Annotated in this window: 22 protein-coding genes; 16 read left to right on the top strand and 6 right to left on the bottom strand. The window is 72.7% G+C overall.

Annotation, left to right across the window (positions count from 1 at the left end):
• Window positions 1-4 precede the first annotated feature (4 nt).
• Genes gatA through gatB form a run of 3 tightly spaced genes read left to right on the top strand, consistent with a single transcriptional unit; the run spans window position 5 to window position 3,271 of the window.
• Complete coding sequence (gatA, locus tag ACE1OA_RS10365) at window positions 5-1,504, top strand: Asp-tRNA(Asn)/Glu-tRNA(Gln) amidotransferase subunit GatA (protein WP_432752670.1); 1,500 nt, start codon at window positions 5-7, stop codon at window positions 1,502-1,504.
• A 5-nt stretch (window positions 1,505-1,509) separates the two neighbouring features.
• Complete coding sequence (locus ACE1OA_RS10360) at window positions 1,510-1,743, top strand: hypothetical protein (protein WP_163013975.1); 234 nt, start codon at window positions 1,510-1,512, stop codon at window positions 1,741-1,743.
• A gap of 16 nt (window positions 1,744-1,759) precedes the next feature.
• On the top strand, window positions 1,760-3,271 hold the full coding sequence (gene gatB / locus ACE1OA_RS10355) for an Asp-tRNA(Asn)/Glu-tRNA(Gln) amidotransferase subunit GatB (RefSeq protein ID WP_147979786.1): 1,512 nt from the start codon (window positions 1,760-1,762) through the stop codon (window positions 3,269-3,271).
• 209 nt (window positions 3,272-3,480) lie between these two features.
• On the opposite strand, the gene ACE1OA_RS10350 is transcribed toward gatB, so the two are convergent.
• A complete protein-coding gene (locus tag ACE1OA_RS10350; RefSeq protein WP_386546331.1) occupies window positions 3,481-3,951 on the bottom strand; it encodes a DUF4265 domain-containing protein in 471 nt (156 codons plus the stop codon).
• 445 nt (window positions 3,952-4,396) lie between these two features.
• On the opposite strand from ACE1OA_RS10350, the gene ACE1OA_RS10345 reads away from it, so the two are divergent.
• From ACE1OA_RS10345 to ACE1OA_RS10325, 5 genes are all read left to right on the top strand, one after another.
• On the top strand, window positions 4,397-6,724 hold the full coding sequence (locus ACE1OA_RS10345) for an MMPL family transporter (RefSeq protein ID WP_384870888.1): 2,328 nt from the start codon (window positions 4,397-4,399) through the stop codon (window positions 6,722-6,724).
• Window positions 6,702-7,256 (top strand): GNAT family N-acetyltransferase, encoded by a 555-nt coding sequence (locus ACE1OA_RS10340; RefSeq protein ID WP_356608143.1) that lies wholly within the window; start codon window positions 6,702-6,704, stop codon window positions 7,254-7,256. Before ACE1OA_RS10345 ends, ACE1OA_RS10340 begins: the two co-directional genes overlap by 23 nt.
• 139 nt (window positions 7,257-7,395) lie before the next feature.
• Window positions 7,396-7,974, top strand: a complete 579-nt coding sequence (locus tag ACE1OA_RS10335; RefSeq protein WP_356608141.1) for a hypothetical protein — start codon at window positions 7,396-7,398, stop codon at window positions 7,972-7,974.
• A 164-nt stretch (window positions 7,975-8,138) separates the two neighbouring features.
• A complete protein-coding gene (locus tag ACE1OA_RS10330) occupies window positions 8,139-8,324 on the top strand; it encodes a hypothetical protein (RefSeq protein WP_361315407.1) in 186 nt (61 codons plus the stop codon).
• Window positions 8,325-8,329: 5 nt separating this feature from the next.
• Window positions 8,330-11,386, top strand: a complete 3,057-nt coding sequence (locus ACE1OA_RS10325) for a helix-turn-helix transcriptional regulator (protein WP_432752669.1) — start codon at window positions 8,330-8,332, stop codon at window positions 11,384-11,386.
• A 61-nt stretch (window positions 11,387-11,447) separates the two neighbouring features.
• On the opposite strand, the gene ACE1OA_RS10320 is transcribed toward ACE1OA_RS10325, so the two are convergent.
• From ACE1OA_RS10320 to ACE1OA_RS10310, 3 genes are all read right to left on the bottom strand, one after another.
• Window positions 11,448-11,699 carry a DUF6191 domain-containing protein gene (locus tag ACE1OA_RS10320; protein WP_384870892.1) on the bottom strand — a complete coding sequence of 84 codons (252 nt, stop codon included), beginning with the start codon at window positions 11,697-11,699 and terminating at the stop codon, window positions 11,448-11,450.
• Between the two features lie 22 nt (window positions 11,700-11,721).
• The gene (locus ACE1OA_RS10315) at window positions 11,722-12,834 is read right to left on the bottom strand and encodes a PQQ-dependent sugar dehydrogenase (RefSeq protein ID WP_384870894.1); all 1,113 of its coding nucleotides are present in this window, start codon (window positions 12,832-12,834) and stop codon (window positions 11,722-11,724) included.
• 256 nt (window positions 12,835-13,090) lie between these two features.
• On the bottom strand, window positions 13,091-13,474 hold the full coding sequence (locus ACE1OA_RS10310; RefSeq protein WP_384870896.1) for a hypothetical protein: 384 nt from the start codon (window positions 13,472-13,474) through the stop codon (window positions 13,091-13,093).
• A gap of 95 nt (window positions 13,475-13,569) precedes the next feature.
• Between ACE1OA_RS10310 and ACE1OA_RS10305 the strand changes: the two genes are divergently transcribed.
• The gene (locus ACE1OA_RS10305; protein ID WP_432752668.1) at window positions 13,570-14,058 is read left to right on the top strand and encodes a MarR family transcriptional regulator; all 489 of its coding nucleotides are present in this window, start codon (window positions 13,570-13,572) and stop codon (window positions 14,056-14,058) included.
• Window positions 14,059-14,105: 47 nt separating this feature from the next.
• On the opposite strand, the gene ACE1OA_RS10300 is transcribed toward ACE1OA_RS10305, so the two are convergent.
• On the bottom strand, window positions 14,106-15,104 hold the full coding sequence (locus ACE1OA_RS10300) for an aldo/keto reductase (protein ID WP_432752667.1): 999 nt from the start codon (window positions 15,102-15,104) through the stop codon (window positions 14,106-14,108).
• Window positions 15,105-15,179: 75 nt separating this feature from the next.
• Between ACE1OA_RS10300 and ACE1OA_RS10295 the strand changes: the two genes are divergently transcribed.
• The 7 genes from ACE1OA_RS10295 to ACE1OA_RS10265 all read left to right on the top strand — a co-directional run bounded on the left by ACE1OA_RS10295 (window position 15,180) and on the right by ACE1OA_RS10265 (window position 25,847).
• Window positions 15,180-16,142 (top strand): 2-hydroxyacid dehydrogenase, encoded by a 963-nt coding sequence (locus tag ACE1OA_RS10295; protein ID WP_356775368.1) that lies wholly within the window; start codon window positions 15,180-15,182, stop codon window positions 16,140-16,142.
• A 204-nt stretch (window positions 16,143-16,346) separates the two neighbouring features.
• A complete protein-coding gene (locus ACE1OA_RS10290) occupies window positions 16,347-19,571 on the top strand; it encodes a putative bifunctional diguanylate cyclase/phosphodiesterase (RefSeq protein ID WP_432752666.1) in 3,225 nt (1,074 codons plus the stop codon).
• A gap of 205 nt (window positions 19,572-19,776) precedes the next feature.
• Window positions 19,777-21,633, top strand: a complete 1,857-nt coding sequence (locus tag ACE1OA_RS10285) for an acetolactate synthase large subunit (RefSeq protein WP_356608122.1) — start codon at window positions 19,777-19,779, stop codon at window positions 21,631-21,633.
• A gap of 32 nt (window positions 21,634-21,665) precedes the next feature.
• Window positions 21,666-22,190, top strand: coding sequence for an acetolactate synthase small subunit (gene ilvN, locus ACE1OA_RS10280; protein WP_147979802.1), 525 nt, complete (start codon window positions 21,666-21,668; stop codon window positions 22,188-22,190).
• Between the two features lie 125 nt (window positions 22,191-22,315).
• Entirely contained in the window at window positions 22,316-23,317 is a 1,002-nt protein-coding gene (gene ilvC, locus ACE1OA_RS10275) for a ketol-acid reductoisomerase (protein ID WP_147979803.1), read from the top strand.
• A gap of 270 nt (window positions 23,318-23,587) precedes the next feature.
• The gene (serA, locus tag ACE1OA_RS10270) at window positions 23,588-25,177 is read left to right on the top strand and encodes a phosphoglycerate dehydrogenase (protein ID WP_356608119.1); all 1,590 of its coding nucleotides are present in this window, start codon (window positions 23,588-23,590) and stop codon (window positions 25,175-25,177) included.
• Between the two features lie 85 nt (window positions 25,178-25,262).
• A complete protein-coding gene (locus ACE1OA_RS10265; protein WP_356608117.1) occupies window positions 25,263-25,847 on the top strand; it encodes a TetR/AcrR family transcriptional regulator in 585 nt (194 codons plus the stop codon).
• Window positions 25,848-25,874: 27 nt separating this feature from the next.
• Here ACE1OA_RS10265 and ACE1OA_RS10260 read toward each other — a convergent pair whose 3' ends face one another.
• Entirely contained in the window at window positions 25,875-26,990 is a 1,116-nt protein-coding gene (locus tag ACE1OA_RS10260; protein WP_356608115.1) for a PucR family transcriptional regulator, read from the bottom strand.
• Window positions 26,991-26,995: the final 5 nt, after the last annotated feature.

Raw genomic sequence — 26,995 nt, 5'->3', positions numbered from 1 at the left:
CACCATGACGGACACCCACATCATCAAGCTCACGGCCGCCGGGATCGCGCAGAAGATCGCCTCCGGCGAGCTCACCGCCGTCGAGGTGACCGAAGCCCACCTGGCCCGCATCGAGGCCGTCGACGAGAAGGTCCACGCCTTCCTGCACGTCGACCGCGAGGGCGCGCTCGCGCAGGCCCGCGCCGTCGACGAGAAGCGGGCCAGGGGCGAGAAGCTCGGCCCGCTGGCCGGCGTCCCGCTGGCCCTCAAGGACATCTTCACCACCGTCGGCATCCCGACGACCGTCGGTTCGAAGATCCTCGAAGGCTGGATCCCGCCGTACGACGCGACCCTGGTGAAGAACCTCAAGGCCGCCGACGTCGTCATCCTCGGCAAGACCAACATGGACGAGTTCGCCATGGGGTCCTCCACCGAGAACAGCGCCTACGGCCCCACCGGCAACCCCTGGGACCTCACCCGGATCCCCGGCGGCTCCGGCGGCGGTTCCTCCGCGGCCCTCGCCTCGTACGAGGCCCCGCTCGCCATCGGCACGGACACCGGCGGCTCCATCCGCCAGCCCGCCGCCGTCACCGGCACCGTCGGCGTCAAGCCGACCTACGGCGCGGTCTCCCGCTACGGCATGGTGGCCTTCTCGTCCTCCCTCGACCAGGGCGGCCCCTGCGCCCGCACGGTCCTGGACGCGGCGCTCCTGCACGAGGCCATCGCCGGCCACGACCCGCTCGACTCCACCTCCATCGACGCCCCGGTCCCGCCGGTCGTCGAGGCCGCGCGCAACGGCTCCGTCGCCGGCATGCGCGTCGGTGTGGTCAAGCAGTTCCGCGGCGAGGGCTACCAGGCCGGTGTCGTGCAGCGCTTCGACGAGTCCGTCGCGCTCCTCAAGGAGCTGGGCGCCGAGATCGTCGAGCTGGACTGCCCGACCTTCGACCTGGCCCTGTCGGCGTACTACCTGATCGCGCCGTCCGAGTGCTCCTCGAACCTGGCCCGCTTCGACGCCATGCGCTACGGCCTGCGGGTCGGCGACGACGGCACGCGGTCCGCCGAGGACGTCACCGCCCTCACCCGTGAGGCCGGCTTCGGCGACGAGGTCAAGCGCCGCGTCATCCTCGGCACGTACGCCCTCAGCTCCGGCTACTACGACGCGTACTACGGCTCGGCCCAGAAGGTCCGCACCCTCATCACCCGCGAGTTCGAGAAGGCCTTCGAGGAGGTGGACGTGATCGTCTCCCCGACGACCCCCACCACCGCCTTCCCGATCGGCGAGCGCGCCGACGACCCGATGGCGATGTACCTCGCGGACCTGTGCACCATCCCGACCAACCTGGCGGGCAACGCCGCCATGTCGCTGCCCTGCGGCCTCGCGCCGGAGGACGGCCTCCCGGTCGGACTGCAGATCATCGCCCCCGCCATGAAGGACGACCGGCTGTACAAGGTCGGCGCGGCCGTCGAGGCCGCCTTCGTGGAAAAGTGGGGTCACCCGCTGCTTGAGGAGGCTCCGTCGCTGTGAGTGCCATGGCAAAGAAGGCCAAGAACTTCAAGAAGTCCAAGACCGGTCTGTACGTCTCGCTGGCCACCACCGCCTTCGGCGCGGTCAGCGTCGCCAAGCAGGCCAAGCTGGCCCGTAACGACAACGACGTCCTGCGGCTGCTCGACGCCGCGGTGTCCGCGGCCGCCATCGCGACCGGCCTGGCGATCCTGTACCGGGAGCTCAAGCGCCTGGGCGACGACGACGTCCTGCTGGGCTGAGAGGGAAAGTCTCACTGTGACCGTCACCGAACTGCTGTCGTACGACGCGGCCCTCGCTGCGTACGACCCCGTCATGGGCCTGGAGGTCCATGTCGAACTGGGCACGAAGACGAAGATGTTCTGCGGCTGCTCGACCGAGCTGGGCGCCGAGCCCAACTCGCAGACCTGCCCGACCTGTCTCGGCCTGCCCGGCTCGCTCCCGGTCGTCAACGCGATCGGCGTCGAGTCCGCCATCAAGATCGGTCTCGCGCTGAACTGCGAGATCGCCGAGTGGTGCCGCTTCGCCCGGAAGAACTACTTCTATCCGGACATGCCGAAGAACTTCCAGACCTCGCAGTATGACGAGCCGATCGCCTTCAACGGCTATCTGGACGTCCAGCTGGAGGACGGCGAGATCTTCCGCGTGGAGATCGAGCGCGCCCACATGGAGGAGGACACCGGCAAGTCGACGCACATCGGCGGCGCGACCGGCCGCATCCACGGCGCCTCGCACTCGCTGCTCGACTACAACCGGGCCGGCATCCCGCTCATCGAGATCGTCACCAAGCCGATCGAGGGCGCGGGTGAGCGCGCTCCCGAGGTCGCCAAGGCCTACGTCGCCGAGCTGCGCGAGCTGATCCGCGCGCTGGGCGTCTCCGAGGCGCGGATGGACAAGGGCCAGATGCGCTGCGACGTGAACCTGTCGCTGCGCCCCAACGGCACCAAGACCTTCGGCACCCGCTCGGAGACGAAGAACGTCAACTCGCTCCGTTCCGTGGAGCGGGCGGCGCGCTTCGAGATCCAGCGCCACGCGGCCGTGCTGACCTCCGGCGGCACGATCGTGCAGGAGACCCGGCACTTCCACGAGGACGACGGCAGCACGACGTCCGGCCGGATCAAGGACAACGCCGAGGACTACCGGTACTTCCCGGAGCCCGACCTCGTCCCCGTCGCCCCGGCCCGGGCCTGGGTCGAGGAGCTGCGTGCCGAGCTGCCCGAACTGCCGCGCGTGCGCCGCAACCGGCTGCGCGAGGAGTGGGGCGTCTCCGAGCACGACATGCAGTCGATCCTCAACGCCGGCGCGGTCGACCTGATCGTCGCGACCACGGACGCGGGTGCCCCCGCGGACCAGGCCCGCAAGTGGTGGATGGGCGAACTGGCCCGTTCCGCCAACGAGTCGGGCAAGGCCCTGGACGAGCTGGCGATCACCCCGGCGCAGGTCGCCCGGGTGACCGAACTGGTGGCCTCCGGCGACCTCACCGACAAGCTGGCCCGTCAGGTCATCGAGGGCGTCCTCGCGGGCGAGGGCGGCCCGGACGAGGTCGTCGAGAAGCGCGGCCTGAAGGTCGTCTCCGACGAGGGCGCGCTCGGCACGGCCGTCGACGAGGCCATCGCGGGCAACGCGGGCATCGCCGACAAGATCCGCGGCGGCAAGGTCGCGGCGGTCGGCGCGCTGGTCGGCGCGGTCATGAAGGCGACCCGCGGCCAGGCGGACGCGGCGCGCGTGAAGGAGCTCATCCTGGAGCGCCTGGGCGTCACCGAGGGCTGAGCCCCTCGACAGCCGGTCCCGTACGAAGGCGGCCCGCACCGGACTCTCCGGTGCGGGCCGCCTTCGTGTACCGCGCCCTCCCGCCCGCGGATCGGCATCCGACGGCGCGGCACCGGTCCTCGGCCCCTGGGCGCCGGGTGCCGGTGGCGGTCCCGGTGCCGGTCCCGGTGCGGCGGTCCCGGCGCGATCGGCGAGCCGGCGGGTCGGGGTCAGGCCGCCTGCCAGCGCTCCGTCACGCACCCCATCTCCCAGTGCCACCACCCTTTCCGGGTGCCCTGGACGAGCAGTTCCTTGATCTCGGTGAACGGCGCGTCTGCCGGGACGTTGAGGGCGACGAGGGGGAACTCCCCGCTGAACGCCTCTCCCCCCAGACCGAAGGGGGACAGGCGTTCGTGCACCGCCCGCGCACTGCGGCCGAGCGGGCCGTCGGCGACCGGAAGCAGCCGCAGGGTGCAGTTCCCGGAGGCCGTCACGCGTTCGGCCGCCCAACGGGTGCCGTCCGCGTCCGTGGTGAAGCGGACGACGTCGTCCTGGGCCACCCCGTCCTGCAGGAACGGCACGTTGTCCACACGGGCCGTGTCGGGGCCCACCGGGGTCGCCCACAGCCCTTCGGTGTCCTGGGGCAGCCATCCCTCCCGCGGCACGAAGCGGAACCAGATCTTGATGCGTCCGTCGGTCATGCCCTCAGGATCCCGTACGCCCCCGATCCGGTCGGCCGGAAATCGCCTGGACGGAGCGACTGTCCTCTTGGACGTTCACCACCTCACCGTCCTCCGTAGGCGCCTGAATGGGCCACGTCGAGAACGCCCGCCCGAGCGTCTCCGGCTGACCCCGGCGGCGGCGTGCGGAGGCCCGAGCCGAGTGGGCCGGGGTGGCCCGGGCCGGGGTGGCCGGGCCGCAGGGCGGGGGAGCCGGGGCCCGGGCACACCGAGCTCCGGGTCGCGTACACCGAGGTCCGAGGGGTCCCGGGCCGAAAGTCCGGACCTCCGCCGCGCCGCTGTGAGTAACGACACGAAAGGGGCAAACGATCACGTAAGGCTGCGACAGTGGCCTGACGTAGGTCCATGCGTTCTTTGCGGGCTGTTCCCGGTCAAAGATCCACGAACCACCCAGGGAGCACGTCCGTTGGCCGCTATCGCACGGTGGTGCATCAAGCACCGCCTCGTCGCCGTCCTGCTCTGGCTCGTCGCCCTCGGCGGCACCGTCGCCGGGGCGTCGCTCGCGGGCAGCGCGTACTCCAACGACTACGAGGTCCCCGGGACCGAGTCCGGCCGCGCCACCGCCCTCCTCGACGCGGGATTCCCGGGCGCGGGCGGCGACAGCGACACCATCGTCTGGCATACGGACAAGGGCAGCGTCCGCGCCTCCGCCGTCGAACAGCGGATGACCGGCATGCTCGACGAGGTCGCCGAGCTGCCCGGCATCGCCGCGGTCACCTCCCCCTACGGCCAGAGCCCCGGCGCCCAGGCGCAGATCAGCGAGGACGGCCGGACCGCCTACGCCACGGTCGCCTTCCGCGCCCAGGCCGACGACATCCCGGAGACACAGGCCCAGGCCCTCGTCGACACCGCCCGGCAGGCCGCCGGCGACGGCGTCCAGGTCGAGCTCGGCGGCACCGCCGTCGCCCTCACCGAGGCCCCCGGCGGCCATGTCGCCGAGGCGGTCGGCGTCGTCGTCGCGGCCGTCGTCCTCTTCCTCGCCTTCGGCTCCCTGGCCGCCTCCGTACTGCCCATCGCCACGGCCCTGGTCAGCGTCGGCACCGCGTACTCCGGCATCGTCCTGCTCGGTCACGTGATGACGGTCGCCGACTTCGCCCCCATGCTGGGCATGCTCATCGGCCTCGGCGTCGGCATCGACTACGCGCTCTTCATCGTCACCAGACACCGCAAGGGCCTCAAACGCGGCCTCCCCGTCGCGGAGGCCGCCCGGATCGCGGTCGCCACCACGGGCCGCGCGGTCGTCTTCGCCGGCGCCACCGTCTGCATCGCGCTGCTCGGCATGCTGATCCTGCGGCTCGGCTTCCTCAACGGCGTCGCCATCGCCGCCTCGCTCACCGTCGTCCTCACGGTCGCCGCCTCCGTCACCCTGCTCCCGGCGCTGCTCTCCTTCATCGGCATGCGGGCGCTCAGCAGGCGCGAACGCCGGCAGCTGGCCGAGCACGGCCCCCAGCCCGAGCTCCCCACCGGCTTCGCGGCCCGCTGGTCCGCCTTCGTCGAGCGGCACCCGAAGCTGCTCGGCGCCGTCGCCGCCGTCGTCATGCTGATCCTGGCGCTGCCGACCTTCTCGCTCCACCTCGGCACGTCCGACCAGGGCAACAACCCCGGAACGGCCACCACCCGCAAGGCGTACGACCTGCTCGCCGACGGGTTCGGCCCCGGCGTCAACGGACCCCTCACCCTCGTCGCCGGGATCGACGGCGCCGACGACCGGGTCGCCCTCGGCGACCTCCCGGCGAAGCTGGCCCACACCCGCGGCGTCGAGTCGGTCTCGCCGATCACCTACAACAGCGCCGGCGACACCGCGGTCCTGACCGTCGTACCGGACTCCTCCCCCCAGTCGAAGGCCACCAGCGACCTCGTCGACCGGCTGCGCCAGGACGTCCTGCCGGCCGCCGAGAACGGCACCTCGCTGGACGTGCACGTGGGCGGCGTCACCGCGTCGTACGACGACTTCGCCGAGATCATCGTCGGCAAGCTGCCGCTCTTCGTGGGCGTCGTGATCGCGCTCGGCTGTCTGCTCCTCCTGCTCGCCTTCCGGTCGGTCGGCATCCCGCTGAAGGCCGCGCTGATGAACGTCGCGGCCGTCGCCTCCGCGTTCGGCGTGGTCGTCGCGATCTTCCAGTGGGGCTGGGGCAGCGACCTCATCGGCCTCGGCAGCGCGGGCCCGATCGAACCGTTCCTGCCGGTGATCATGGTGTCCGTGCTCTTCGGGCTCTCCATGGACTACCAGGTCTTCCTGGTCAGCCGGATGTACGAGGAGTGGCTGGAGACCGGTGACAACCGGCGGGCGGTCCGCGTCGGCCTCGCCGAGACCAGCCGGGTGATCAACTCCGCCGCGGTCATCATGATCTCCGTCTTCCTGGCGTTCGTCCTCAGCGGGGACCGCGTCATCGCGATGTTCGGCATCGGCCTCGCGGCGGCCGTCGCCCTGGACGCCTTCGTCCTGCGCACCCTTCTCGTGCCCGCGCTCATGCACATGCTCGGCGGCGCGAACTGGTGGCTGCCGCGCTGGCTGGACCGCCGGATGCCCCGGATCAGCATCGAGCCGCCGGAGTGCCGCGCGGCCGCGGACGCGCGCGAGGCGGACGTCCGGGAGCTGGACGTGCCCGCCGGCCTCGTCGAGGGACCCCGGGACGCTGCCGGCGCGGACGGCCCGCGTGCGAAGATCCCCTCGCAACGCGTGACGGTCCCGACCGCGGAGGAGAACGAGGATGTTCGCGATATCACTGGGTGACGACGGCGCCGAGCTGCGTCCGCTGGAGCCCTGGCAGGCCCCCGAACTCCTCGCCCACATGGACCGCGGCCGGGAGTTCGTCGGCCGCTACATCGCACTGCCGGACTTCGTCGCCGACCTGGACTCGACCCGCGCCTACCTCCGGACGTACGCCGAGAAGGCCGCGAACGACACGGGCCGCCTCTACGGCATCTGGGCCGACGGCCGCCTCGTCGGCGGGGTGCTCTTCCGGACCATGGACCTGGCCGGTGGCACCGCCGAGGCGGGCTGCTGGCTGGAGCCCGCCGCCGCCGGCCGCGGCCTGGTCACCCGGGCCGCCCGCGTGATCATCGACTGGGCGGTCGAGGAGCGCGGGATCCACCGCGTCGAGTGGCTGGCGGCCTCGGAGAACGAGGCGAGCATCGCCGTCGCCCGCCGGCTGGGGATGACCCGGGACGGCGTGCTGCGGGAGAGCTACCTCTACCGCGGCAAGCGGCACGACATGGAGGTCTGGTCGGTCCTCGCACCGGAGTGGAAGGCCCGCAGGGCCTGACCGGCCGGACGTCCCCCGGTGCATCGCCCCGGCGGCCGTCCGCCGGGGCGGTGCACCGGGGGACGTCCGGCCGGCTCTTCCGGCCCCGCGCCCGGCCCGGTTAAGACTCCTCTCATCCGGGCCGCCTAGCGTGCGCCGCATGAACGCTTCGAAGACCGACGAGACCGTGGTGACCGACGAGTCCGCGCAGACGGACGAGAGCGCGGAGGCCCTCGAGGGGACCGACGAGCGGGACCGCGAGCACGCCGACGGCCCGGACCGCGAGCCGGCCGCCGACCACGACGAGACGTACGCCGATGAAGCCGATGAAGCCGACGAGGCGGACGACGACGCCGGGCTCACCCCCGCCGCCGGCGTCGGTGCGGGCGCCGCGGCCGTCGTCTCCGCCGCCCTGGGCCTCGCCGCCCTGACCGGCACCTGGATGGGCAAGGTCGCCAGCGAGCGCGAGACCCTCATCGGCCAGATCAAGGCGCAGGGCGGCACCCCGGCCCAGCAGATCTCCGAGATCTACGGCGACGCCTGGCACACCACCGCCCTCGTCAACGGCGTCTTCGCCGTGCTCGCCCTGATCACCGCCGTGGTCGTCCTCACCCGCCCCGAGCGGCCGGCGTGGGTGCGGGCCGTGGCCGTGGCCGGAGCCGTACTCGGCGGCATCGGGCTGTTCCTGTCGGCCGGCATGTACTTCGACCTGTTCCTGAGTCTGCCGACCGCCGGCTGAGGGCTGTCCCCCACCACGCGAGGGCCCCTCTAGGTATCCTCCCGGACCCGCCTAAGGCCCCCCGTGCCCCGAACATGCGGCAGTCGCCCGATGTGGCCGCACCCCCTGGGAGACGAGAGTGGAGGCATCGCAGGGAGCGATGCCGACACCCCGGGGAGAACGAGATGTTCGCGTACGAGATCCACCGCATGCACCACGCCGAGCTGCTCCGTGAGGCCGCCGCCCTTCGGCTCTCCCACGAGGCCGCCCGGGCCGCCGGGGGAGCCCGCCGCTTCGGCCGCCGCAGCGGCCGTCACGAGGACGAGGGGCGGGTGGGCGCCGAGCGGGGCCGCTTCGTCCGGGCCGCCTGACCCGTATGGGTGACACGGCCGACGCCTGTGCGATGCTCACCGGCGTGGAGACCAGGTCAGTCAGCCCGGTGTTCGTCGGCAGAGCGGACGAACTGACAACACTCACCGACGCGCTCGCCCGCGCCCACGCGGGCGAGCCGCAGGCGTTGCTGATCGGCGGCGAGGCCGGCGTCGGGAAGACGCGCCTCATCGAGGAGTTCGTGGACGCGGCCTGCGCCCGCGACGCCACCGTCGCCCTCGGAGGCTGCGTCGAGATCGGCGCGGACGGACTGCCCTTCGCCCCCTTCTCCACGGCCCTGCGCTCGCTGAGCCGGCGCCTGCCCGGCGAACTCGCGGCGGCCGCCGACGGGCAGGAGGGCGAACTCGCCCGGCTGCTGCCCGAACTCGGCGACGTCGGCAGCCACGAGCCCTACAACGAGGACTCCACCGCACGCCTCTTCGAGCTGACCGTACGGCTCCTGGAGCGGCTCGCCGCCGACCGGACGATCGTCCTCGTCCTGGAGGACCTGCACTGGGCCGACGCCTCCACCCGGCACCTGCTCGCCTACCTCTTCCGCACGCTGCGCCGCGGCCGCATCGTCGTCGTCGCCAGCTACCGGGCCGACGACATCCACCGCCGCCACCCCCTGCGCCCCCTCCTCGCCGAACTGGACCGGCTGCGGAGCATCCGCCGCATCGAACTCTCCCGGTTCACCCGCACCGAGGTGCGCCGCCAGCTCGCCGGCATCCTCGCCGCCGAACCCGACGCCGCCCTGGTCGACCAGATCTTCGACCGCTCCGACGGCAACGCCTTCTTCGTCGAGGAACTCGTCGTCTCCCGCGAGGCCGGCTGCGTCTCCCCGGCCCTCAGCGACTCGCTGCGCGACCTGCTGCTGGTCCGGGTCGAGACACTGCCCGACGACGCCCAGCGGGTCGCCCGGATCGTCGCGGAGGGCGGCTCCACCGTCGAGTACGCCCTGCTCGCCGCCGTCAGCCGACTCGCCGAGGACGACCTCATCGAGGCGCTGCGCGCGGCCGTCGGCGCCAACATCCTGCTCGCCGTCCCGGACGGCGAGGGCTACCGCTTCCGTCACTCGCTGGTCCGCGAGGCCGTCAGCGACGACCTGCTCCCCGGCGAACGCTCCCGCCTCAACCGGCGCTACGCGGAAGCCCTGGAGGCCGATCCCGCGCTCGTCCGCGCCGACGAGCGGGCGACCCGGCTCGCTTCCTACTGGTACAAGGCGCACGACGCCGCCCGGGCACTGCCCGCCGTGCTCCGCGCCTCCGTCGCGACCCGCAAGCGCTGCGCGTACGCCGAACAACTCCGGCTGCTGGAACGGGCCATGGAGCTGTGGGACGACGTCCCCGACGACGTGCGCAGCTCGCTGCGCCCGATGGACTACGCCGAGGCATACCCGCCCTGCGGCTGCGACCCCGAGACCACCCCGCTGCGCTACCTCGACCTGCTGGCCGAGGCCGCCGTGGCCGCCCGGCTCTGCGGTGAGCGCGAACGCGCCCTGAAGATCGTCAAGATGGCCATGCGGCTCCTCGGCGGCGAGGAGGGGGGCGACCGTGACCCGCTCCGCGAGGCGTGGTTCTGGACCGAGCGCTCCCGCATCATGTCCGGCCTCGGCCGCTCCGACGGCTGGGCCGAGATCGCCACCGCCCAGGAACTCGTCAAGGGACTGCCCCCGTCCGCCGTGCACGCCGCGGTCCTCACCGTGGCCGCCGGCTGGGGGCTGGTCCACCAGCCCGGGCCCGAGAGCCTCGCCTCCGCCGAGCGAGCCGTCGAGTACGCCCGGCTGGTCAAGGCCGAGCCGATCGAGCTCGGCGCCCGGCTCACCCTCGGCTCCCTCATGGTCTCCGCCGGCGACCCGGAGGGCGGGCTCGCCGCGATGTACGAGGTGCGCGACCGGACCGCGGCGCTCGGCCTGCTCCACGAGTCGGCCCGCGCCCATGTCAACCTCGCCTCCAACCTGGAGGCCCTCGGCCGCTCCCGGGAGGCCCTGGAGGTCGCCGAGGCCGGGCTGACGATGGCCCGCTCCCGCGGTCTGCTCGACAGCCAGGGCTGGATCCGCGCCAACCAGGCCGAGTCGCAGTTCTCCCTGGGGCTGTGGGACGAGACCCAGCGCGCGGCCGAGTGGCTGGAGCACGCGGGCCAGAGCGCCCGGCCGCGGGGCTCCGCCGCCCTGCGCCTGGCCCAGCTCGCCGTCGCCCGCGGGGAAGCGGCCACGGCCGAGGCCCAGCTGGCCGTCGCCCGCCAGAGCTACGGCAGCCAGGACCCGATGCCGCAGTACACCCTGCCGATGTCACAGGTCCAACTGCTGCTGGCCGCCGCCGCGGGGCGGATCGCGGACGTCCGCGCCGCGTTCGCCGATGCCGCGGAACGCGGCTTCCCGCCCGGCACCCAGCGCTACGGCTGGCCGCTCGTGCTCGCCGCCGTCACCGCCGAGGCGGACGCCCGCGGCCTGCCCGCCGCGGCCGAGGGCCGCCCCGGGGCGCTCGCCCTGATCCGCCGCTGCGTCCGGTCCCTGGCCATCGCGGCACCGGTCTGGCAGGCGTACTCCCTGCACGTCTCCGCCGAGCTGGGCCGGGCGGAGGACCGCCTGTCCGCCGAACGCTGGGCCGAGACCGTCGCCGCCTACGAGGCGGTGGAGCGCCCCTACCAGCTCGCCGTCGCCCGGCACCGCCTCGCCGACGCCCTGCTGGCCGAGGGCGGCCGCCGCGAGGAGGCCGCGGCGCTGCTGCGGGAGTCCCACGCCACCGCCGTCGCGTTGGGGGCCCGCCCGCTGCGCGAGGACGTGGAACTGCTCGCCGCCCGCGGCCGCCTCTCCCTGACCGTCCCGGACACCGGCCCGGCCGCTCCCGAGGCCGACGAGGACACCTTCGGTCTGACCCCGCGGGAGCACGGCGTCCTGCGCCTGGTGGCCGCGGGCCGCACCAACCGGCAGATCGCCGAGGAGCTCTTCATCGCGCCGAAGACGGCGAGCGTCCACGTCTCGAACATCCTCGCCAAGCTCGGCGTCTCCGGCCGCGGGGAGGCGGCGGCACTGGCCCACCGCCTCCGCCTCCTGGAGCCGTAGGACGGACCGGGGCACCCGGTCGCCTCCCGGGTCGCGGCCCGGTACGGCCCGGCAAACCCGGTCACTCGGCGCGCGGCACCTCGCCCGGTGCGGCCTCGCCCGGGCCGCCCCCGGTGTCCGGGGAGGGGTCCGCCGGCTCGTCCGCGGCCGGGGCGTCACCCGGGGCCGGGACGCGTATCGTCACCTGGCCCGAGGTCAGGTCTATCGGGCCCCGCGAGGGGTCCCCGTCGCCCAGGTCCTCCCTGGTCAGCGCCAGACGCCGGCGCTCGTCGTCGGTGTGCTTGCGGCTCGGTGCGAAGAACTCCTCGGCCATGTTGAACATCGTGTCCGCCGCCTCACTCGACCTCCAGCCGGAGGATCCTGTCGTCGCCGGCCCCGGGCGTGCCCCGGGTGTCGGTCTCGCTGGTCGTCAGCCAGAGCCCGCCGCCCTCCGCCGCCAGGACCGTGCGCAGGCGCCCGTACTCACCTCGGAGGAACGCCTCGGGGTCCCCCGACTGTTCCGCCCCCGCCGCCGGGACCGGGATCCGCCACAGGCGCTCGCCCCGCAGCCCGGCCATCCAGACCGCGCCCCGGGCGTAGGCGATCCCGCTCGGGGAGGCGTCCTCCGTCTTCCACTGGGCCACCGGGTCCACGAAGCCGGACACCCCGGCCCGGCCCTCCACCCTCGGCCAGCCGTAGTTCTTCCCCGGCTCGATCAGATTGAGCTCGTCCCAGGTGTTCTGGCCGAACTCGGACGCCCACAGCCGCTCGTCCTCGTCCCACGTCAGGCCCTGCACGTTGCGGTGCCCGTACGAGTAGACCGGCGAACCGGGGAAGGGGTTGCCCGGCGCCGGCTCGCCCTCCGGGGTCATCCGCAGGATCTTCCCGCCCAGCGACGTCCGGTCCTGCGCGAGGCCCGTCCGCCCCGTCTCGCCCGTCCCGGCGTACAGCATCCCGTCCGGGCCGAAGGCGATCCGGCCGCCGTTGTGCACGAACCCCTTCGGGATGCCGGAGAGGATCACCTCGGGCGGGCCCAGCCGGTCCCCGAGGCGCATCCGCACGATGCGGTTGTCACGCTCCGCCGTGAAGTACGCGTACACCCAGCCGTCCCGCGAGGCCAGGCCGAGCAGCCCGCCCTCACCTTCCGGCACCACCCCGGGCACCTCTCCGAGCGGAGTCCTCCGTCCGGTCGCGGCGTCGACACGGGTGATCGTCCGCTCGTCGCGCGAGGAGACCAGCAGGTCGCCGCCGGGAAGCGCGGCCAGCCCCCAGGGCGAGTCGAGATCCGTGGTGAGCGTGCTCGCCACCCTCACCCGCCCCTGTTCCGGGGTGCCCGGCTGCGCCGACGAGCCGGACGGCGCGGGCGGCCGGCGCTCCGGCCCGGGCCCCGCGGCCCCCTCCGAGGAGCATCCCGCCACGAGCACCCACGTGACGGCTGCCGCCACGGCTCCCACACCAGCTCGGCGCATGGTCCCGATCCCTTCTCACGGCGATCCCCACCTGTGGAACACCGCTCGCGGCGATCAGGTTCCCCGTGAGGGAGGCGTCCGGCCGGATCAGGGCGGATCGGGGCGCGGCGACGGTGGGCCCGGGCAGGACCCGGGGCCGTGACCGGTCGGTTCACCGGGTTGCCGTGCGCTTCCGGCCGGGGCTTTCGCCGGGCGGGCTTTCGGGGTCGGCGCGGGCGCAGGCCGGATGCGGGTCACCCCGGCCTGCGCCCGCGCGTCAGGCCACCGTGCCGGCGACTCCGGTGCGGCCGTCGGGGACGCCGACGATCGTCACGATGACCTGCTTGCGGACGGCCTCGCCGAGCACGTCGACCAGGGCGTCGGTGGTGGCGGCGACGAGGCGGGCGGGTGCGTCCGGGACCTGGGGCAGGTGATACGCGGCCTCGCGCATGCTGAGGGTGACGAGAGGCGCGTCGTCGTCGGTCGGTTCGCCGCCGATGCCCCGGCGGTGCCGGGGGATGCCGATCAGGTCCACCCCGACGAGGCGGCGGAACCCGTCGCCGTAGACGGCACCGACGGCGTCGGTCAGGGCGCTGATCAGCTTCGGTTCTACCGTCCCGTCGAGGGCTTCTTCGCGGATGTGCACGTTGAAATGCGGCATGGGTGGCCACTCCGTTCACGCCGGTACGTACGATGGAAGCTCGCTTTGAAAGCAAAATACCTTTGAAGGCAAAGGTAAACGTGGAGGGGTGTGCGATGTCAAGGCCCGAGAGGCGTGACGCCGCGGAGAGCGGCGACAGCGGAGTCGACGACACCGTGAGGGCCCTGCTGCTGCTCATGCCCCGGATGGTGGGCCGGGCCAAGAAGATCCCCGTGCCCGAGGTGATGCAGTCCCTGGCGCTGGCGCCGCGTCACCTCTCGCTGCTCGCCTACCTGCTCTTCGACGGGCCGATGACCGTGAACGAGCTGGCGGCCCGGCTGCAGGTCGCGCCGACGACAGTGAGCCTGCTGGTGGGCGACCTGAGCCGGAAGGGAATCCTGGAACGGCGCGAGGACGAGGCGGACCGGCGTCGGCGGATCATCGGCATCGCGGACGAGCAGCAACCCGCGATCACCGCCTGGCTCGCTCCGGGCGCGGCCGCGTGGCGCAAGGCGCTGGCCCCCCTGACGCCGGATCAGCGGCGACTGTTCGTCGACACCTTGCTCGCGTACGAGGCCGCGGTCGGCGGAGAGGAACGGGGCTGAGCCGAGCCCATGGCCTCCGGCCGGGGGCGGGACTCTCGCCACACGCTTCAGTCCCAGGACCCCCGCGGGGCCGGCAGGCCGGCGATCTCCGTCAGGTCCGCCGCCGCCAGGCGCAGCTCCGCCGCCCGCGCGTTCTCCACCGCCCAGGCCTCCCGCTTCGTCCCGGGGATCGGTACCACGTGCGGGCCCTGACGCAGCGTCCACGCCAGCGCCACCTGCGCCGGCGTGACCTCCTCGCCGTGTCTCGCGGCCACCCGCCGCAGCCCGGCCACCACGGGCTGGTTCGCGGCCATCATCTCCGCCGTGAAACGCGGATGCCGGGCCCGCGGGTCGTCCGGCTCGAAGCCGCCGCCCGGCGTCAGCGTGCCGGTGAGGAAGCCGTTGCCCAGCGGCATCGCGGCCAGGAACCCGACGCCGCGCGCCTCGCACCACGGCAGCAGCCGCCGCAGCGCCTCGGGCGACCAGACCGACAGCTCCGCCTCCACCGCGCTCACCGGGAACACCTGCTGGATCCGTTGGAGTTGGCGGATCGTTCCCTCGTACCGGTCGGAGCCGCCGCGCCGGGACGCCCGCGCCCCCACCGCGCACAGGCCGAGCGCGCGCACCTTGCCCGCCGAGACCAGGTCGGCCATCGCGCCCCAGGTGTCCTCGACGGGCACCTCGGGATCGGCCCGGTGCAGCTGGTAGAGGTCGATGACATCCGTCTGGAGGCGCCGCAGCGAGGCGTCGCAGGCCCGACGCACGTACGAGGGGCGGCCGTTGGCGACGACGTGCTGGTCGCCGACGAGCAGGCCGCACTTCGTCGACACGAACGCCTCCGCCCGACGCTCCTTCAGGGCCCGCCCCACCAGCAGTTCGTTGGTGAACGGCCCGTACATGTCCGCGGTGTCGAGCAGGGTCACGCCCGCGTCCAGCGCCGCGTGCACCGTCCGCAGCGAGCGGTCGCCCCGCTGCTGCGAGGTGTCGTAGGCCCAGCTCATCGGCATGCAGCCCAGGCCGACCGCACCCACGTCGAGCGCCGCCGCCCCGATAGTCCTGCGCTCCACCCGCTGCTACCCCTCCCTGTGCCGCCCCCCAAAGTAACCAATGGAACGCGGGATCCATCGCATAGCCTCCCGGACATGACACTCGACGACACCACCCCTGACGTGTGGCTTCCGTTCGCGGCGGACGAGATCGACGGGCTGCCCGAGCCGGGCGGGTCAGGAATCACCTACCGCTTCTGGGACGGCGGGCCCGACTTCCCCGCCGATCCGGCCCGTTGCGCCTTCTACGTGGTCCCCTACATGAAGGGTTCCGAGGTCGCCGTCCGGCCGCTCGCCGCGATGACCTCGGTGCGGGCCGTGCAGACGCTGTCCGCCGGGATCGACCACGTGACACCCGGAGTCGAACTGCTGCCGGCCGGTGTCGAGCTGTGCAACGCACGGGGCGTCCACGAGGCCAGCACGGCCGAGCTGACCCTCGCGCTGATCCTCGCCTCGCTGCGCGGCATCCCCGGGTTCGTGCGCGCGCAGGACGCCGAGGAGTGGCGGGGCGGCTTCTACCCGGCCCTCGCCGACAAGTCCGTCCTCATCGTGGGATACGGGTCGATCGGTGCCGCCATCGAGGACCGGCTCGCGCCGTTCGAGTGCGCGCGGGTGGTGCGCGTCGCGCGCTCCGCCCGCACCACGGAGCGCGGCCCGGTGCACCCGCTGTCCGAGCTGCCCGCGCTCCTGCCGCAGGCCGACGTGGTGGTGCTGTCCACTCCGCTCACGCCCGCGACCAGGCACCTCGCCGACGCCGGCTTCCTGGGCCGGATGAAGGACGGCGCCCTGCTGGTGAACGTGGCCCGCGGACCGGTGGTGGACACGGCCGCCCTGCTCAAGGAGGTGGAGAGTGGCCGGATCACGGCGGCCCTCGACGTCACCGATCCGGAACCGCTGCCGCCCGGCCACCCGCTGTGGCACGCTCCCGGTGTGCTGGTGAGCCCCCATGTCGGCGGTTCCACTTCGGCCTTCATGCCCCGCGCGAAGCGGCTGCTCGCCGCCCAGCTGCGCCGGTTCGCCGCGGGGGAGCCGCTGGCCAACGTGGTCCTCACCACCTGAGCGGGCGCCCCGGCGCCGCGCGCCCCCTGATACGCCCGCTGCGAACCCGCATTCCGTCACGCAGAGTAGAGCGACCCTGTCCCTGAGTGACGACTCTGGTGTATCGTCCCCAGGGCGGGGGGCTGCGTCGAGTACGGGCTGACGCCGGGGAGCAACGTGAAGGGTCATCAGGTACCGAGGGGGGTGGCGGGTGAAGTGCGGCCGATGGACCGACGATCCGACGCGGCGGGGCCGCCGTCGGCGACCCTCGCACGCCCCGCGACCCCGACGGGCGGCGGCCACGCCATTCCGGGCCAGGCCACCCGCTCCGCCGACCCCGACGGGCCCACGGGCACCGACGGGCCACCGGGAGAGCGGAGCCCCGACACCCCGCCGGGAGGCGCCATGAGCACCACGGGCATGCTCCTCGGCCGGCGGGCCCTGGCCGGTGTCGGCGGCGCCGGTGGCGTCGGCGCCCGTGACGCCGGTGCCGGCGGTCCGGCCGGCGGGGGCGCCGCCGGGACGGCGCGGACCGGCTCCGGCCACCACGGCCCGGATCCGCACGCGCCCGCCCCCCGCGCTCCGGGAGCCGAGGGCACGGGCCCCGCCCGGCCCGGCCCCGACCGCAACGGGGTCGGCGCGGTCGCGGCCCAGGTCGCCCTCGGGCTGGTCTGCGCGGGTTACGCCACCGGCGCCGCCCTCGGCTGGGGCTCCGTGGAACTGGCCATGATCATGGGCGACTTCGGACTCAGCGTCGCCGCGCTCGCCGCCTGCGTCTCCTGTTTCCTCTACGCCCGGGTGCGCGAGAACCGCTTCCGCCCCGCCTGGCTGCTCTTCGCCTTCTCCTCCGGGATGGCCGCCGTCGGCAACGCCGTCTGGGGCTGGTACGAGGTCGTGCTCCGCCAGGAGGTGCCCAGCCCGTCCTTCGCCGACCTGTTCTTCCTCCTCTTCGCGCCGCCCGCGATCGTCGGTCTGCTCGTCCTCGCCAAGAAGCCCGTCACCCGGGCCGGCTGGGTCTGCCTCGCCCTCGACGCCTGGCTCATCGGCGGCTCCCTGCTGACGCTCTCCTGGAGCCTCGCCCTCGCGCACACCACGCACTTCGAAGGGGAGAGCGTCGCCCGCGCCGCCCTCTCCCTGGCCTATCCGCTGCTCGACATCGTCCTCGTCAGCATGGTGCTGGCCCTGCACTTCCGCCGCTCCCAGGTGAACCGCTCGGCGACCAACACCGCCATCGCCGCCCTCGCCCTCACCGTCCTCTGCGACGCCCTGTTCACCTCACCGCTGCTCCGCGAGAACTACACCTCGGGCCAGCTCCTCGACGCCGGCTGGTTCGCCGGCTCCCTGCTCCTCGCCTACGCGCCCTGGGGCGCGCGCCGCGGCCGCGACACCACGGCCCCCGCCGCGCGCGGCCAGCGGCTGCCCAGCCGCCCCGTCGCCGGATCCCTCGCCGCCCTCACCCCGTACCTGGCCGCCGCCGTCTGCACGCTCGGCATCCTGTACAACGTCGTCGAGGGACGAAGAGTGGACCGCGTGGTCGTCTTCACCGGCTGCACGGTCGTGCTCGCCCTGGTCGTGCGGCAGGGCATCATGCTGCTGGACAACATCGCCCTCACCCACGAACTGGCCCAGAAGGAAAACCACTTCAGGTCCCTCGTGCAGGGGTCCAGCGACGTCATCATGATCGCCGCGCCCACCGGGGTGCTCCGCTACGTCAGCCCCGCCGCGTCCGGGGTCTACGGACGGGACGCCGAGGACCTGATCGGCGAGGAGCTGGCCTCCCTCATCCACCCCGAGGACCTCGGCGGCGTGGTCCACGAAGTGCGCCGCTTCCTGGCCGTGCCCCCCGCGGAGGAACCCACCACCCGCATCGAATGCCGCTTCCGCTCCGGCCGCGGCGACTGGCTCAACGTCGAGTCCACCGTCAACCGCCACCAGGGCGGGCTGCTCTTCAACAGCCGGGACGTCACCGAACGCGTCCGGCTCCAGGCCCAGCTCCAGCACAACGCCGAGCACGATCCGCTCACCGACCTGCCCAACCGCGCCCTGTTCACCCAGCGGGTCAGAAACGCGCTCGCCGGACGGCGCTCCTCCGACCCCGGCACCGCCGTGCTCTTCATCGACCTCGACGGCTTCAAGGCCGTCAACGACCGGCTCGGCCACCAGGCGGGCGACGAGCTCCTCGTCCAGGCCGCGCGCCGGCTCCAGGACTCCGTGCGCACCGGGGACACTGCCGCACGCCTCGGCGGCGACGAGTTCGCCGCCCTCATCCTCGGCGACGGCGGCCGGGACCGGACCGCCCGCGAGGCTCAGGTCCAGGAGATCGCCGACCGGCTGCGCCTCACGCTCTCGCAGCCGTACCGACTCGACGGTGCGCGCGAGGTGCGGGTCGCGGCCTCCATCGGAGTCGCCTTCGCCGAGCCGGGGATCAGTGCCGGGGACCTGCTGCGCAACGCCGACCTCGCCATGTACCGCGCCAAGGCCGGCGGCAAGGACCGCGTCGAGCTCTACGCCCCGCAGATGCAGGACGACGTCGTCCGCAGGACCGAACTCGCGGCCCGGCTGCGCACCGCGCTGCACGACGGCGAGTTCGCCCTGCTCCACCAGCCGGTGGTGGACCTGTCCACGGGCCGGATCACCGCCGTGGCCGCCCAGGCCCGCTGGCGCTCCGCCCAGGGCATCCTCTTCACCCCGGCCGAGTTCCTGCGGGTCGCCGACACGGCGAACGCCAGGGAGGGCGAACGCACCGCCGAGCTCGGCCGCTGGATCCTGGAGGAGGCCGTCGAGCAGGCCGCCGAGCGGGCCGGGCTCGGCCACTTCACCCCGGTCTCGATCCGGCTCTCCGCCCGACGGCTGCTGGACCGCTCCCTGCCCCTGGACTCCGTCGAGGCCCTGCTGACCCGGCACGGGCTGCCGTCCGGATCGCTGATGATCGAGCTCGCGGACAACGACCCGCGGACCTCGTTCGACGAGCTGGAACAGCGCCTGGTCGCCCTGCGCCGACTGGGCGTGCGGATCGCCCTGGACGGTTTCGGCAGCGGCTACGCGGCCATCAACGCCCTGCGCCGCCTCCCCGTGGACGTCCTGAAGCTGGACCGGAGCCTCGTCGAGGGAGTCGTCGAGTCCGCCCGGCTGCGCAAGATCACCAGCGGACTGCTCCGGATCGCCGGCGACCTCGGGCTGCAGTCCGTCGCCGACGGCGTGGACGTGCCCGAGCAGGTACTGGCCCTGCGCACCATGGGCTGCACCCACGGCCAGGGCATGGCCTTCTCGGGCCCGCTCGACGAGTACCGGCTGCGCCGCGCGCTCGTCCGGGACGCGTACCCGCTCCCCGGCGCATCCGCGTTGCCGGTGCTCAGCGGGGGTGCGGGCGGGCCGGTGGCGACCGCCGCGACGGCCGGAAACCATCCCTCGATCCGCTCAAATAATGAGACGCCTGTCCCACCCACTTGACACTGGTAGTGCGTCGGGGAGAGGGTCAGTGCCATGCGCACCCGAATTCTCGTACTTGGAAAGCGCGTCGGCTGAAGCAGGGCCATCAAGGTCCCGCTGAGAAAGCTCCCGACGCGCTCCCCTCGCTTGCCTCCCGGCACGAGGGGTTTTTTGTTGCACCGGCTCACCCCAAACCCTCGCAAAAACCCTCTGCTTCGAGAAGAGAATGCTGATGACCGAGCAGGCCACCGGGCACCATCCGCAGCCGCGGGCCCGTAACGGCGGACCGACCGCCACCACTGTCGAGCACGTCACGGGTGCGCAGTCCCTCATCCGTTCTCTCGAGGAAGTGGGGGCCGACACCGTCTTCGGTATTCCGGGCGGCGCCATCCTCCCCGCGTACGACCCGATGATGGACTCCACGCGGGTCCGCCACATCCTGGTCCGCCACGAGCAGGGCGCGGGCCACGCCGCGACCGGCTACGCGCAGGCCACCGGCAAGGTCGGCGTCTGCATGGCCACCTCGGGTCCCGGTGCGACCAACCTGGTCACCCCGATCGCCGACGCCCACATGGACTCCGTCCCGCTGGTCGCGATCACCGGCCAGGTCGCCTCGAAGGCCATCGGCACGGACGCCTTCCAGGAGGCGGACATCTGCGGCATCACGATGCCGATCACCAAGCACAACTTCCTGGTCACCAAGGCCGAGGACATCCCGCGGACCATCGCAGAGGCGTTCCACATCGCCTCCACCGGCCGCCCCGGCCCGGTCCTCGTCGACATCGCCAAGGACGCCCTGCAGGCGAAGACCACCTTCAGCTGGCCGCCGCAGACCGACCTGCCCGGCTACCGCCCGGTGACCAAGCCGCACGCCAAGCAGATCCGCGAGGCCGCGAAGCTGATCACCGCCGCCCGCCGGCCCGTCCTGTACGTCGGCGGCGGCGTCCTGAAGGCCGGCGCCACCGCCGAGCTGAAGGTCCTCGCCGAGCTCACCGGCGCCCCCGTCACCACCACCCTGATGGCGCTGGGCGCGTTCCCCGACAGCCACCCGCTGCACGTGGGAATGCCGGGCATGCACGGTGCGGTCACCGCCGTCACCGCGCTGCAGAAGGCCGACCTGATCGTCGCCCTCGGAGCCCGCTTCGACGACCGCGTCACCGGCAAGCTGGACAGCTTCGCCCCGTTCGCCAAGATCGTCCACGCCGACATCGACCCGGCGGAGATCGGCAAGAACCGCGCGGCCGACGTCCCGATCGTCGGTGACGCCCGCGAGGTCATCGCCGACCTGGTCCAGGCCGTCCAGGCCGAGTACAGCGACGGCGTCAAGGGCGACTACACCGCCTGGTGGAGCGACCTGAACCGCTGGCGCGAGACCTACCCGCTCGGCTACGACCTGCCGGAGGACGGCAGCCTCTCGCCGCAGCAGGTCATCCAGCGCATCGGCGAACTCGCCCCCGCCGACACCATCTACGCCGCCGGCGTCGGCCAGCACCAGATGTGGGCCGCGCACTTCATCAACTACGAGCGGCCGGCCACCTGGCTGAACTCGGGCGGCGCCGGGACCATGGGCTACGCCGTCCCCGCCGCCATGGGCGCCAAGGCCGGCCGGCCGGACCGCCCGGTGTGGGCGATCGACGGCGACGGCTGCTTCCAGATGACCAATCAGGAACTGGTCACCTGCGCCCTGAACAACATCCCGATCAAGGTCGCCATCATCAACAACGGCGCCCTCGGGATGGTCCGCCAGTGGCAGACCCTCTTCTACAACCAGCGCTACTCCAACACCGTGCTGCACTCCGGCCCGGACGCGAGCGGCCTGGAGCCCTCGAAGGGCACCCGCATCCCGGACTTCGTCAAGCTGTCCGAGGCCATGGGCTGTGTCGCGCTGCGCTGCGAGTCCCCGGCCGACCTGGACAAGGTCATCGCCGAGGCGAACGCCATCAACGACCGCCCGGTCGTCGTCGACTTCATCGTCCACGAGGACGCCCAGGTGTGGCCGATGGTCGCCGCCGGCACCTCCAACGACGAGGTCATGGCCGCGCGGGGCGTCCGCCCCGACTTCGGCGACAACGAAGACGACTGAGACGAAGAGCCGTAGGAAGAGGTACGACGCACATGACTAGGCACACGCTCTCCGTCCTGGTGGAGAACACCCCCGGCATCCTGGCCAGGATCGCCGCCCTGTTCTCCCGCCGCGGCTTCAACATCGACTCGCTCGCCGTCGGTGTCACCGAGCACCCCGACATCTCCCGCATCACCATCGTGGTCAATGTCGAGGACCTGCCCCTGGAGCAGGTGACCAAGCAGCTCAACAAGCTGGTCAACGTCCTGAAGATCGTCGAACTCGAGCCCAGCGCTGCGATCCAGCGCGAGCTCGTGCTGGTGAAGGTCCGCGCCGACAACGAGACCCGGTCCCAGATCGTCGAGATCGTCCAGCTGTTCCGCGCCAAGACCGTGGACGTCTCGCCCGAGGCGGTCACCATCGAGGCCACCGGTTCGAGTGACAAGCTCGAGGCGATGCTCAAGATGCTGGAGCAGTTCGGCATCAAGGAGCTCGTGCAGTCCGGCACGATCGCCATAGGGCGTGGTTCCCGGTCCATCACGGACCGGTCCCTGCGGGCCCTCGACCGCAGCGCCTGACCGACCCCGGCCGCCGGGCGGTCCCCGCCGGCCCATCCGGCGGTCCGCCTGGCGAGACCCGAAGACTTCCCTTCCGCTCCCCGCCGTACGGTGGGACGCAACACCAGCACATCAAGGAGATTCCAGTGGCCGAGCTGTTCTACGACGACGACGCCGACCTGTCCATCATCCAGGGCCGCAAGGTCGCGGTGATCGGTTACGGCAGCCAGGGCCACGCCCACGCGCTGTCCCTCCGTGACTCCGGTGTCGACGTCCGCGTCGGTCTGCAGGAGGGCTCGAAGTCCAAGGCCAAGGCCGAGGAGCAGGGCCTGCGCGTCGTCTCCGTCGCCGAGGCCGCGGCCGAGGCCGACCTCATCATGATCCTGACCCCGGACCCGATCCAGGCCCAGGTCTACGAGGAGTCCATCAAGGACAACCTGAAGGAGGGCGACGCGCTCTTCTTCGGTCACGGCCTCAACGTCCGCTACGGCTTCATCAAGCTGCCCGAGGGCGTCGACGTCGCCCTGGTCGCCCCGAAGGGCCCGGGCCACCTGGTCCGCCGCCAGTACGAGGAGGGCCGCGGCGTCCCGTGCATCGCCGCCGTCGAGCAGGACGCGACCGGCAACGCCTTCGCGCTGGCGCTCTCGTACGCCAAGGGCATCGGCGGCACCCGCGCCGGCGTCATCAAGACGACCTTCACCGAGGAGACGGAGACCGACCTGTTCGGTGAGCAGGCCGTCCTCTGCGGTGGCACCGCGGCGCTGGTCAAGGCGGGCTTCGAGACCCTGACCGAGGCCGGCTACCAGCCGGAGATCGCCTACTTCGAGTGCCTGCACGAGCTGAAGCTCATCGTCGACCTCATGTACGAGGGCGGCCTGGAGAAGATGCGCTGGTCGGTCTCCGAGACCGCCGAGTGGGGCGACTACGTCACCGGCCCGCGGATCATCACGGACGCCACCAAGGCCGAGATGAAGAAGGTCCTCGCGGAGATCCAGGACGGCACCTTCGCCAAGGAGTGGATGGCCGAGTACCACGGCGGTCTGAAGAAGTACAACGAGTACAAGACCCAGGACGCCAACCACCTCCTGGAGACCACCGGCAAGGAGCTGCGCAAGCTCATGAGCTGGGTGAACGACGAGGAGGCGTAAGCCTCCCGGGAGTCCCCCCGCGCCCCCTGGGGGTGTGGGGGGAACGGGGCCGCGACACAGTGTCCGGCCCCGCTCCCGATCGTTGGACAGGCCGTCCAACCACGGACGAGTGATCCTGCCTACGAGGCGCATGAACAGCGCCGACTCGCCACTACACTGCTCAACAACATTCGCGTCAGGCCCACAGCGTCGTGCGCTTTCACGCGGCAAGCCCCTCCACCGCCTGCGGCCGTCGGGACGGCCGTCCGCACTGGATCTGTGAGGACTCACGTGAGCTCGAAACCTGTCGTACTCATCGCTGAAGAGCTGTCGCCCGCCACCGTCGACGCGCTGGGCCCGGATTTCGAGATCCGGCACTGCAACGGCGCGGACCGCGCCGAGCTGATCCCGGCCATCGCCGACGTGGACGCCATCCTGGTCCGTTCCGCGACCAAGGTCGACGCGGAGGCCATCGCCGCCGCCAAGAAGCTGCGTGTCGTCGCCCGCGCCGGCGTCGGTCTGGACAACGTCGACGTCTCCGCCGCCACCAAGGCCGGCGTGATGGTCGTGAACGCCCCGACCTCCAACATCGTCACCGCCGCCGAGCTGGCCTGCGGTCTCCTCGTCGCCACCGCCCGCAACATCCCGCAGGCCAACACCGCCCTGAAGAACGGCGAGTGGCAGCGGTCGAAGTACACGGGCGTCGAGCTCAGCGAGAAGACCCTCGGCGTCGTCGGCCTCGGCCGCATCGGCGTCCTGGTCGCCCAGCGGATGTCCGCCTTCGGCATGAAGATCGTGGCGTACGACCCCTACGTCCAGCCGGCCCGCGCCGCCCAGATGGGGGTGAAGCTGCTGGCCCTGGACGAGCTCCTGGAGGTCGCCGACTTCATCACCGTCCACCTGCCGAAGACCCCGGAGACCCTCGGTCTCATCGGCGACGAGGCCCTGCACAAGGTCAAGCCGAGCGTCCGGATCGTCAACGCCGCGCGCGGCGGGATCGTCGACGAGGCGGCGCTGTACACCGCGCTCAAGGAGGGCCGGGTCGCCGGCGCCGGCCTCGACGTGTACGCGAAGGAGCCCTGCACCGACTCCCCGCTCTTCGAGCTGGACCAGGTCGTCTGCACCCCGCACCTCGGCGCGTCCACCGACGAGGCCCAGGAGAAGGCCGGCATCGCGGTGGCCCGTTCGGTGCGCCTCGCGCTCGCCGGCGAGCTCGTCCCCGACGCGGTCAACGTCCAGGGCGGCGTCATCGCCGAGGACGTGAAGCCGGGTCTGCCGCTCGCCGAGAAGCTCGGCCGGATCTTCACCGCGCTCGCGGGCGAGGTCGCGGCGCGGCTCGACGTCGAGGTGTACGGCGAGATCACCCAGCACGACGTCAAGGTGCTCGAACTCTCCGCGCTCAAGGGCGTGTTCGAGGACGTGGTCGACGAGACCGTGTCGTACGTCAACGCCCCGCTGTTCGCGCAGGAGCGCGGCGTCGAGGTCCGGCTGACCACGTCGAGCGAGTCGCCCGACCACCGCAACGTGGTCACCGTGCGCGGCACCCTGGCGAGCGGCGAGGAGGTCGCGGTCTCCGGCACGCTGGCCGGCCCCAAGCACCTGCAGAAGATCGTCGCGGTCGGCGACTACGACGTGGACCTGGCGCTCGCCGACCACATGGTGGTGCTGCGCTACGAGGACCGCCCGGGTGTCGTCGGCACCGTCGGCCGGATCCTCGGCGAGGCCGGTCTGAACATCGCCGGCATGCAGGTCTCGCGTACCGAGGAGGGCGGCGAGGCGCTCGTCGTGCTCACCGTGGACGACACCGTCCCCGCGACGGTGCTGACCGAGATCTCGGCGGCCATCGGCGCGAACTCGGCCCGCTCGGTCAACCTGATCTGAGCCGCGCCGTCCCGTGACGGCACCCGTACCCGGATCATAGACGAGCGTCTTACACGGTCGTCTATGATCCGGGTACAGTGCTGTTATGGGACACCGCGAAGATCTGCTCGACGGCGCCAAGCGCTGCCTGCTGGAGAAGGGCTACGCCCGCACGACGGCCCGCGACATCGTCGCCGCCTCGGGCACCAACCTGGCCTCCATCGGCTACCACTACGGCTCCAAGGACGCCCTGCTCCAGCAGGCGTTCCTCGCGCTGACCGAGGAGTGGGGCAACCGGATCGGACCGGCGGACGGTGGCCAGGAGGTCCGCGAGGAGCCGTCGGCCGACCCGTACGAGCGCTTCCACGCGGTATGGGACCAGGTCATCGCGGCGGCCGCGGCCAGCCGCCCGGTCTGGAAGCTGCAGACCGAGATCGTCACCCGCCTGGACGACGACGAGAAGCTCCGCGAGGCGATCAAGGAGCCCCAGCGGGAAGGCCGCCTCGGGTTGGCCGAGGCGTTCCTCGGCCTGGACCCGGAGGCCGACCCGGAGAAGGCCCGGGTCGCCGGACTGCTCTGTCAGGCGCTCGCCACCGGCGTGATGATCCAGTGGGTGGTGGACCCGGAGACCGCCCCGACGGCGGACGACCTGACCGAGGGGCTCAGGATCATGATGGGCGAGCGGGGCTGACGGCCGCGGTCCCGGCCCTGGCTCAGGTCACCGGAGCCGCGCCGCCTTGAGGGACATGTGCAGGAGCAGCCGGTCCTCGCCGTCGTCCAGGTCCAGCCCGGTGAGCTGTTCCACCCGGGACAGACGGTAGTAGAGGGTCTGCCGGTGCACGCCGAGCGCCGCCGCCGTGCGGCCCGCCTGGCCCGCGTTGTCCAGGAACACCTCCGCGGTGCGCGCCAGTTCGGCGTGGGCACGGGCGAGCAGGGGTGCGACGACGGGATCGGCCTCGGGGTGGGGGAGCGCCGCGAGCAGCCGGTACGGGCCGATCCCCGCCCACCGTGCGACCGGGCCGAGCGAGGGCTGCGCCGTGACCGCGCGGGCCGCCGTGACGGCCTCGTGCCAGGCCGCCGGCAGCCCCACGAGACCCCGCAGCGGCGTCGCGATGCCGGCCGGCGCCGCGCCGCGCAGCCGGTCCGCCGCGGTCTCCGCGGGGGAGAGGTCCTCGGCCGTGCGCAGCCGGACCAGGACCGCGAGGGAGCCGCCCTCCGGCAGAGTGGCGACCGCCGCCGCCCCGGGCACCGCCCGGACCGACGGGGCCTCGCCCTGCCAGGGGGCCACGCAGACGACCGTGTGCAGGCCGTCCGCGCTGGGCCCGAGGGCCGCCCGCAGTGCCGCGACGGCCATGTCGCTCTGCCAGCCCCGCCCGGCGGTCAGGACCGCGGCGAACTCGCGCGACAGGTCGGTGCCCGCGCGCTCCTCGTCCGCGAGGAGGCCGCCGATCCGGGTAGCGACCTCCATCGCCGCCGTGAGCTGGGCGGGCGTCGGGCCGGGTTCGGCGTCGAGGAGCCAGACGTAGCCGAGGACGACGCCCCGATGGCGTACCGGGAGGCAGATCCGGTCCCGGTAGACGCCCGCGTCGGGTGCCGCCGGGATGCGCACCGGGCCCGTCGCCCGGGTGATGCCGAAGCCCTCGAACCAGGCGCGGACCGCCGGGGTCGACTTCCTCGTCAGGATCGAGCGCGTGCGGACCGGGTCCATCGCGCTGTCGTCGTCGCTGTCGTGGGCCCCGAAGGCGATCAGCCCGAAATCCCGATTCTCCAGCGTGGCCGGCGCGCCGAGCAGCCCGGAGATCTCGTCCACCAGCTCCTGGTAATCGCCCTTCACGCGGA

Source organism: Streptomyces sp. JL2001, assembly GCF_050917515.1.
Lineage (GTDB): Bacteria > Actinomycetota > Actinomycetes > Streptomycetales > Streptomycetaceae > Streptomyces.
Note: the sequence above shows the minus strand (reverse complement) of the source record. Positions and strands in the feature narration are given on the sequence as shown.

Excerpts from the sequence above, each read along its gene's own strand:
- gatA (WP_432752670.1), top strand. The coding sequence starts at position 5 with ATGACGGACACCCACATCATCAAGCTCACGGCCGCCGGGATCGCGCAG.
- ACE1OA_RS10360 (WP_163013975.1), top strand. The coding sequence starts at position 1,510 with ATGGCAAAGAAGGCCAAGAACTTCAAGAAGTCCAAGACCGGTCTGTAC.
- ACE1OA_RS10350 (WP_386546331.1), bottom strand. The coding sequence starts at position 3,951 with ATGACCGACGGACGCATCAAGATCTGGTTCCGCTTCGTGCCGCGGGAG.
- ACE1OA_RS10340 (WP_356608143.1), top strand. The coding sequence starts at position 6,702 with ATGTTCGCGATATCACTGGGTGACGACGGCGCCGAGCTGCGTCCGCTG.
- ACE1OA_RS10335 (WP_356608141.1), top strand. The coding sequence starts at position 7,396 with ATGAACGCTTCGAAGACCGACGAGACCGTGGTGACCGACGAGTCCGCG.
- ACE1OA_RS10330 (WP_361315407.1), top strand. The coding sequence starts at position 8,139 with ATGTTCGCGTACGAGATCCACCGCATGCACCACGCCGAGCTGCTCCGT.
- ACE1OA_RS10325 (WP_432752669.1), top strand. The coding sequence starts at position 8,330 with ATGGGTGACACGGCCGACGCCTGTGCGATGCTCACCGGCGTGGAGACC.
- ACE1OA_RS10320 (WP_384870892.1), bottom strand. The coding sequence starts at position 11,699 with ATGGCCGAGGAGTTCTTCGCACCGAGCCGCAAGCACACCGACGACGAG.
- ACE1OA_RS10315 (WP_384870894.1), bottom strand. The coding sequence starts at position 12,834 with ATGCGCCGAGCTGGTGTGGGAGCCGTGGCGGCAGCCGTCACGTGGGTG.
- ACE1OA_RS10310 (WP_384870896.1), bottom strand. The coding sequence starts at position 13,474 with ATGCCGCATTTCAACGTGCACATCCGCGAAGAAGCCCTCGACGGGACG.
- ACE1OA_RS10305 (WP_432752668.1), top strand. The coding sequence starts at position 13,570 with ATGTCAAGGCCCGAGAGGCGTGACGCCGCGGAGAGCGGCGACAGCGGA.
- ACE1OA_RS10295 (WP_356775368.1), top strand. The coding sequence starts at position 15,180 with ATGACACTCGACGACACCACCCCTGACGTGTGGCTTCCGTTCGCGGCG.
- ACE1OA_RS10290 (WP_432752666.1), top strand. The coding sequence starts at position 16,347 with ATGGACCGACGATCCGACGCGGCGGGGCCGCCGTCGGCGACCCTCGCA.
- ACE1OA_RS10285 (WP_356608122.1), top strand. The coding sequence starts at position 19,777 with ATGCTGATGACCGAGCAGGCCACCGGGCACCATCCGCAGCCGCGGGCC.
- ilvN (WP_147979802.1), top strand. The coding sequence starts at position 21,666 with ATGACTAGGCACACGCTCTCCGTCCTGGTGGAGAACACCCCCGGCATC.
- ACE1OA_RS10265 (WP_356608117.1), top strand. The coding sequence starts at position 25,263 with ATGGGACACCGCGAAGATCTGCTCGACGGCGCCAAGCGCTGCCTGCTG.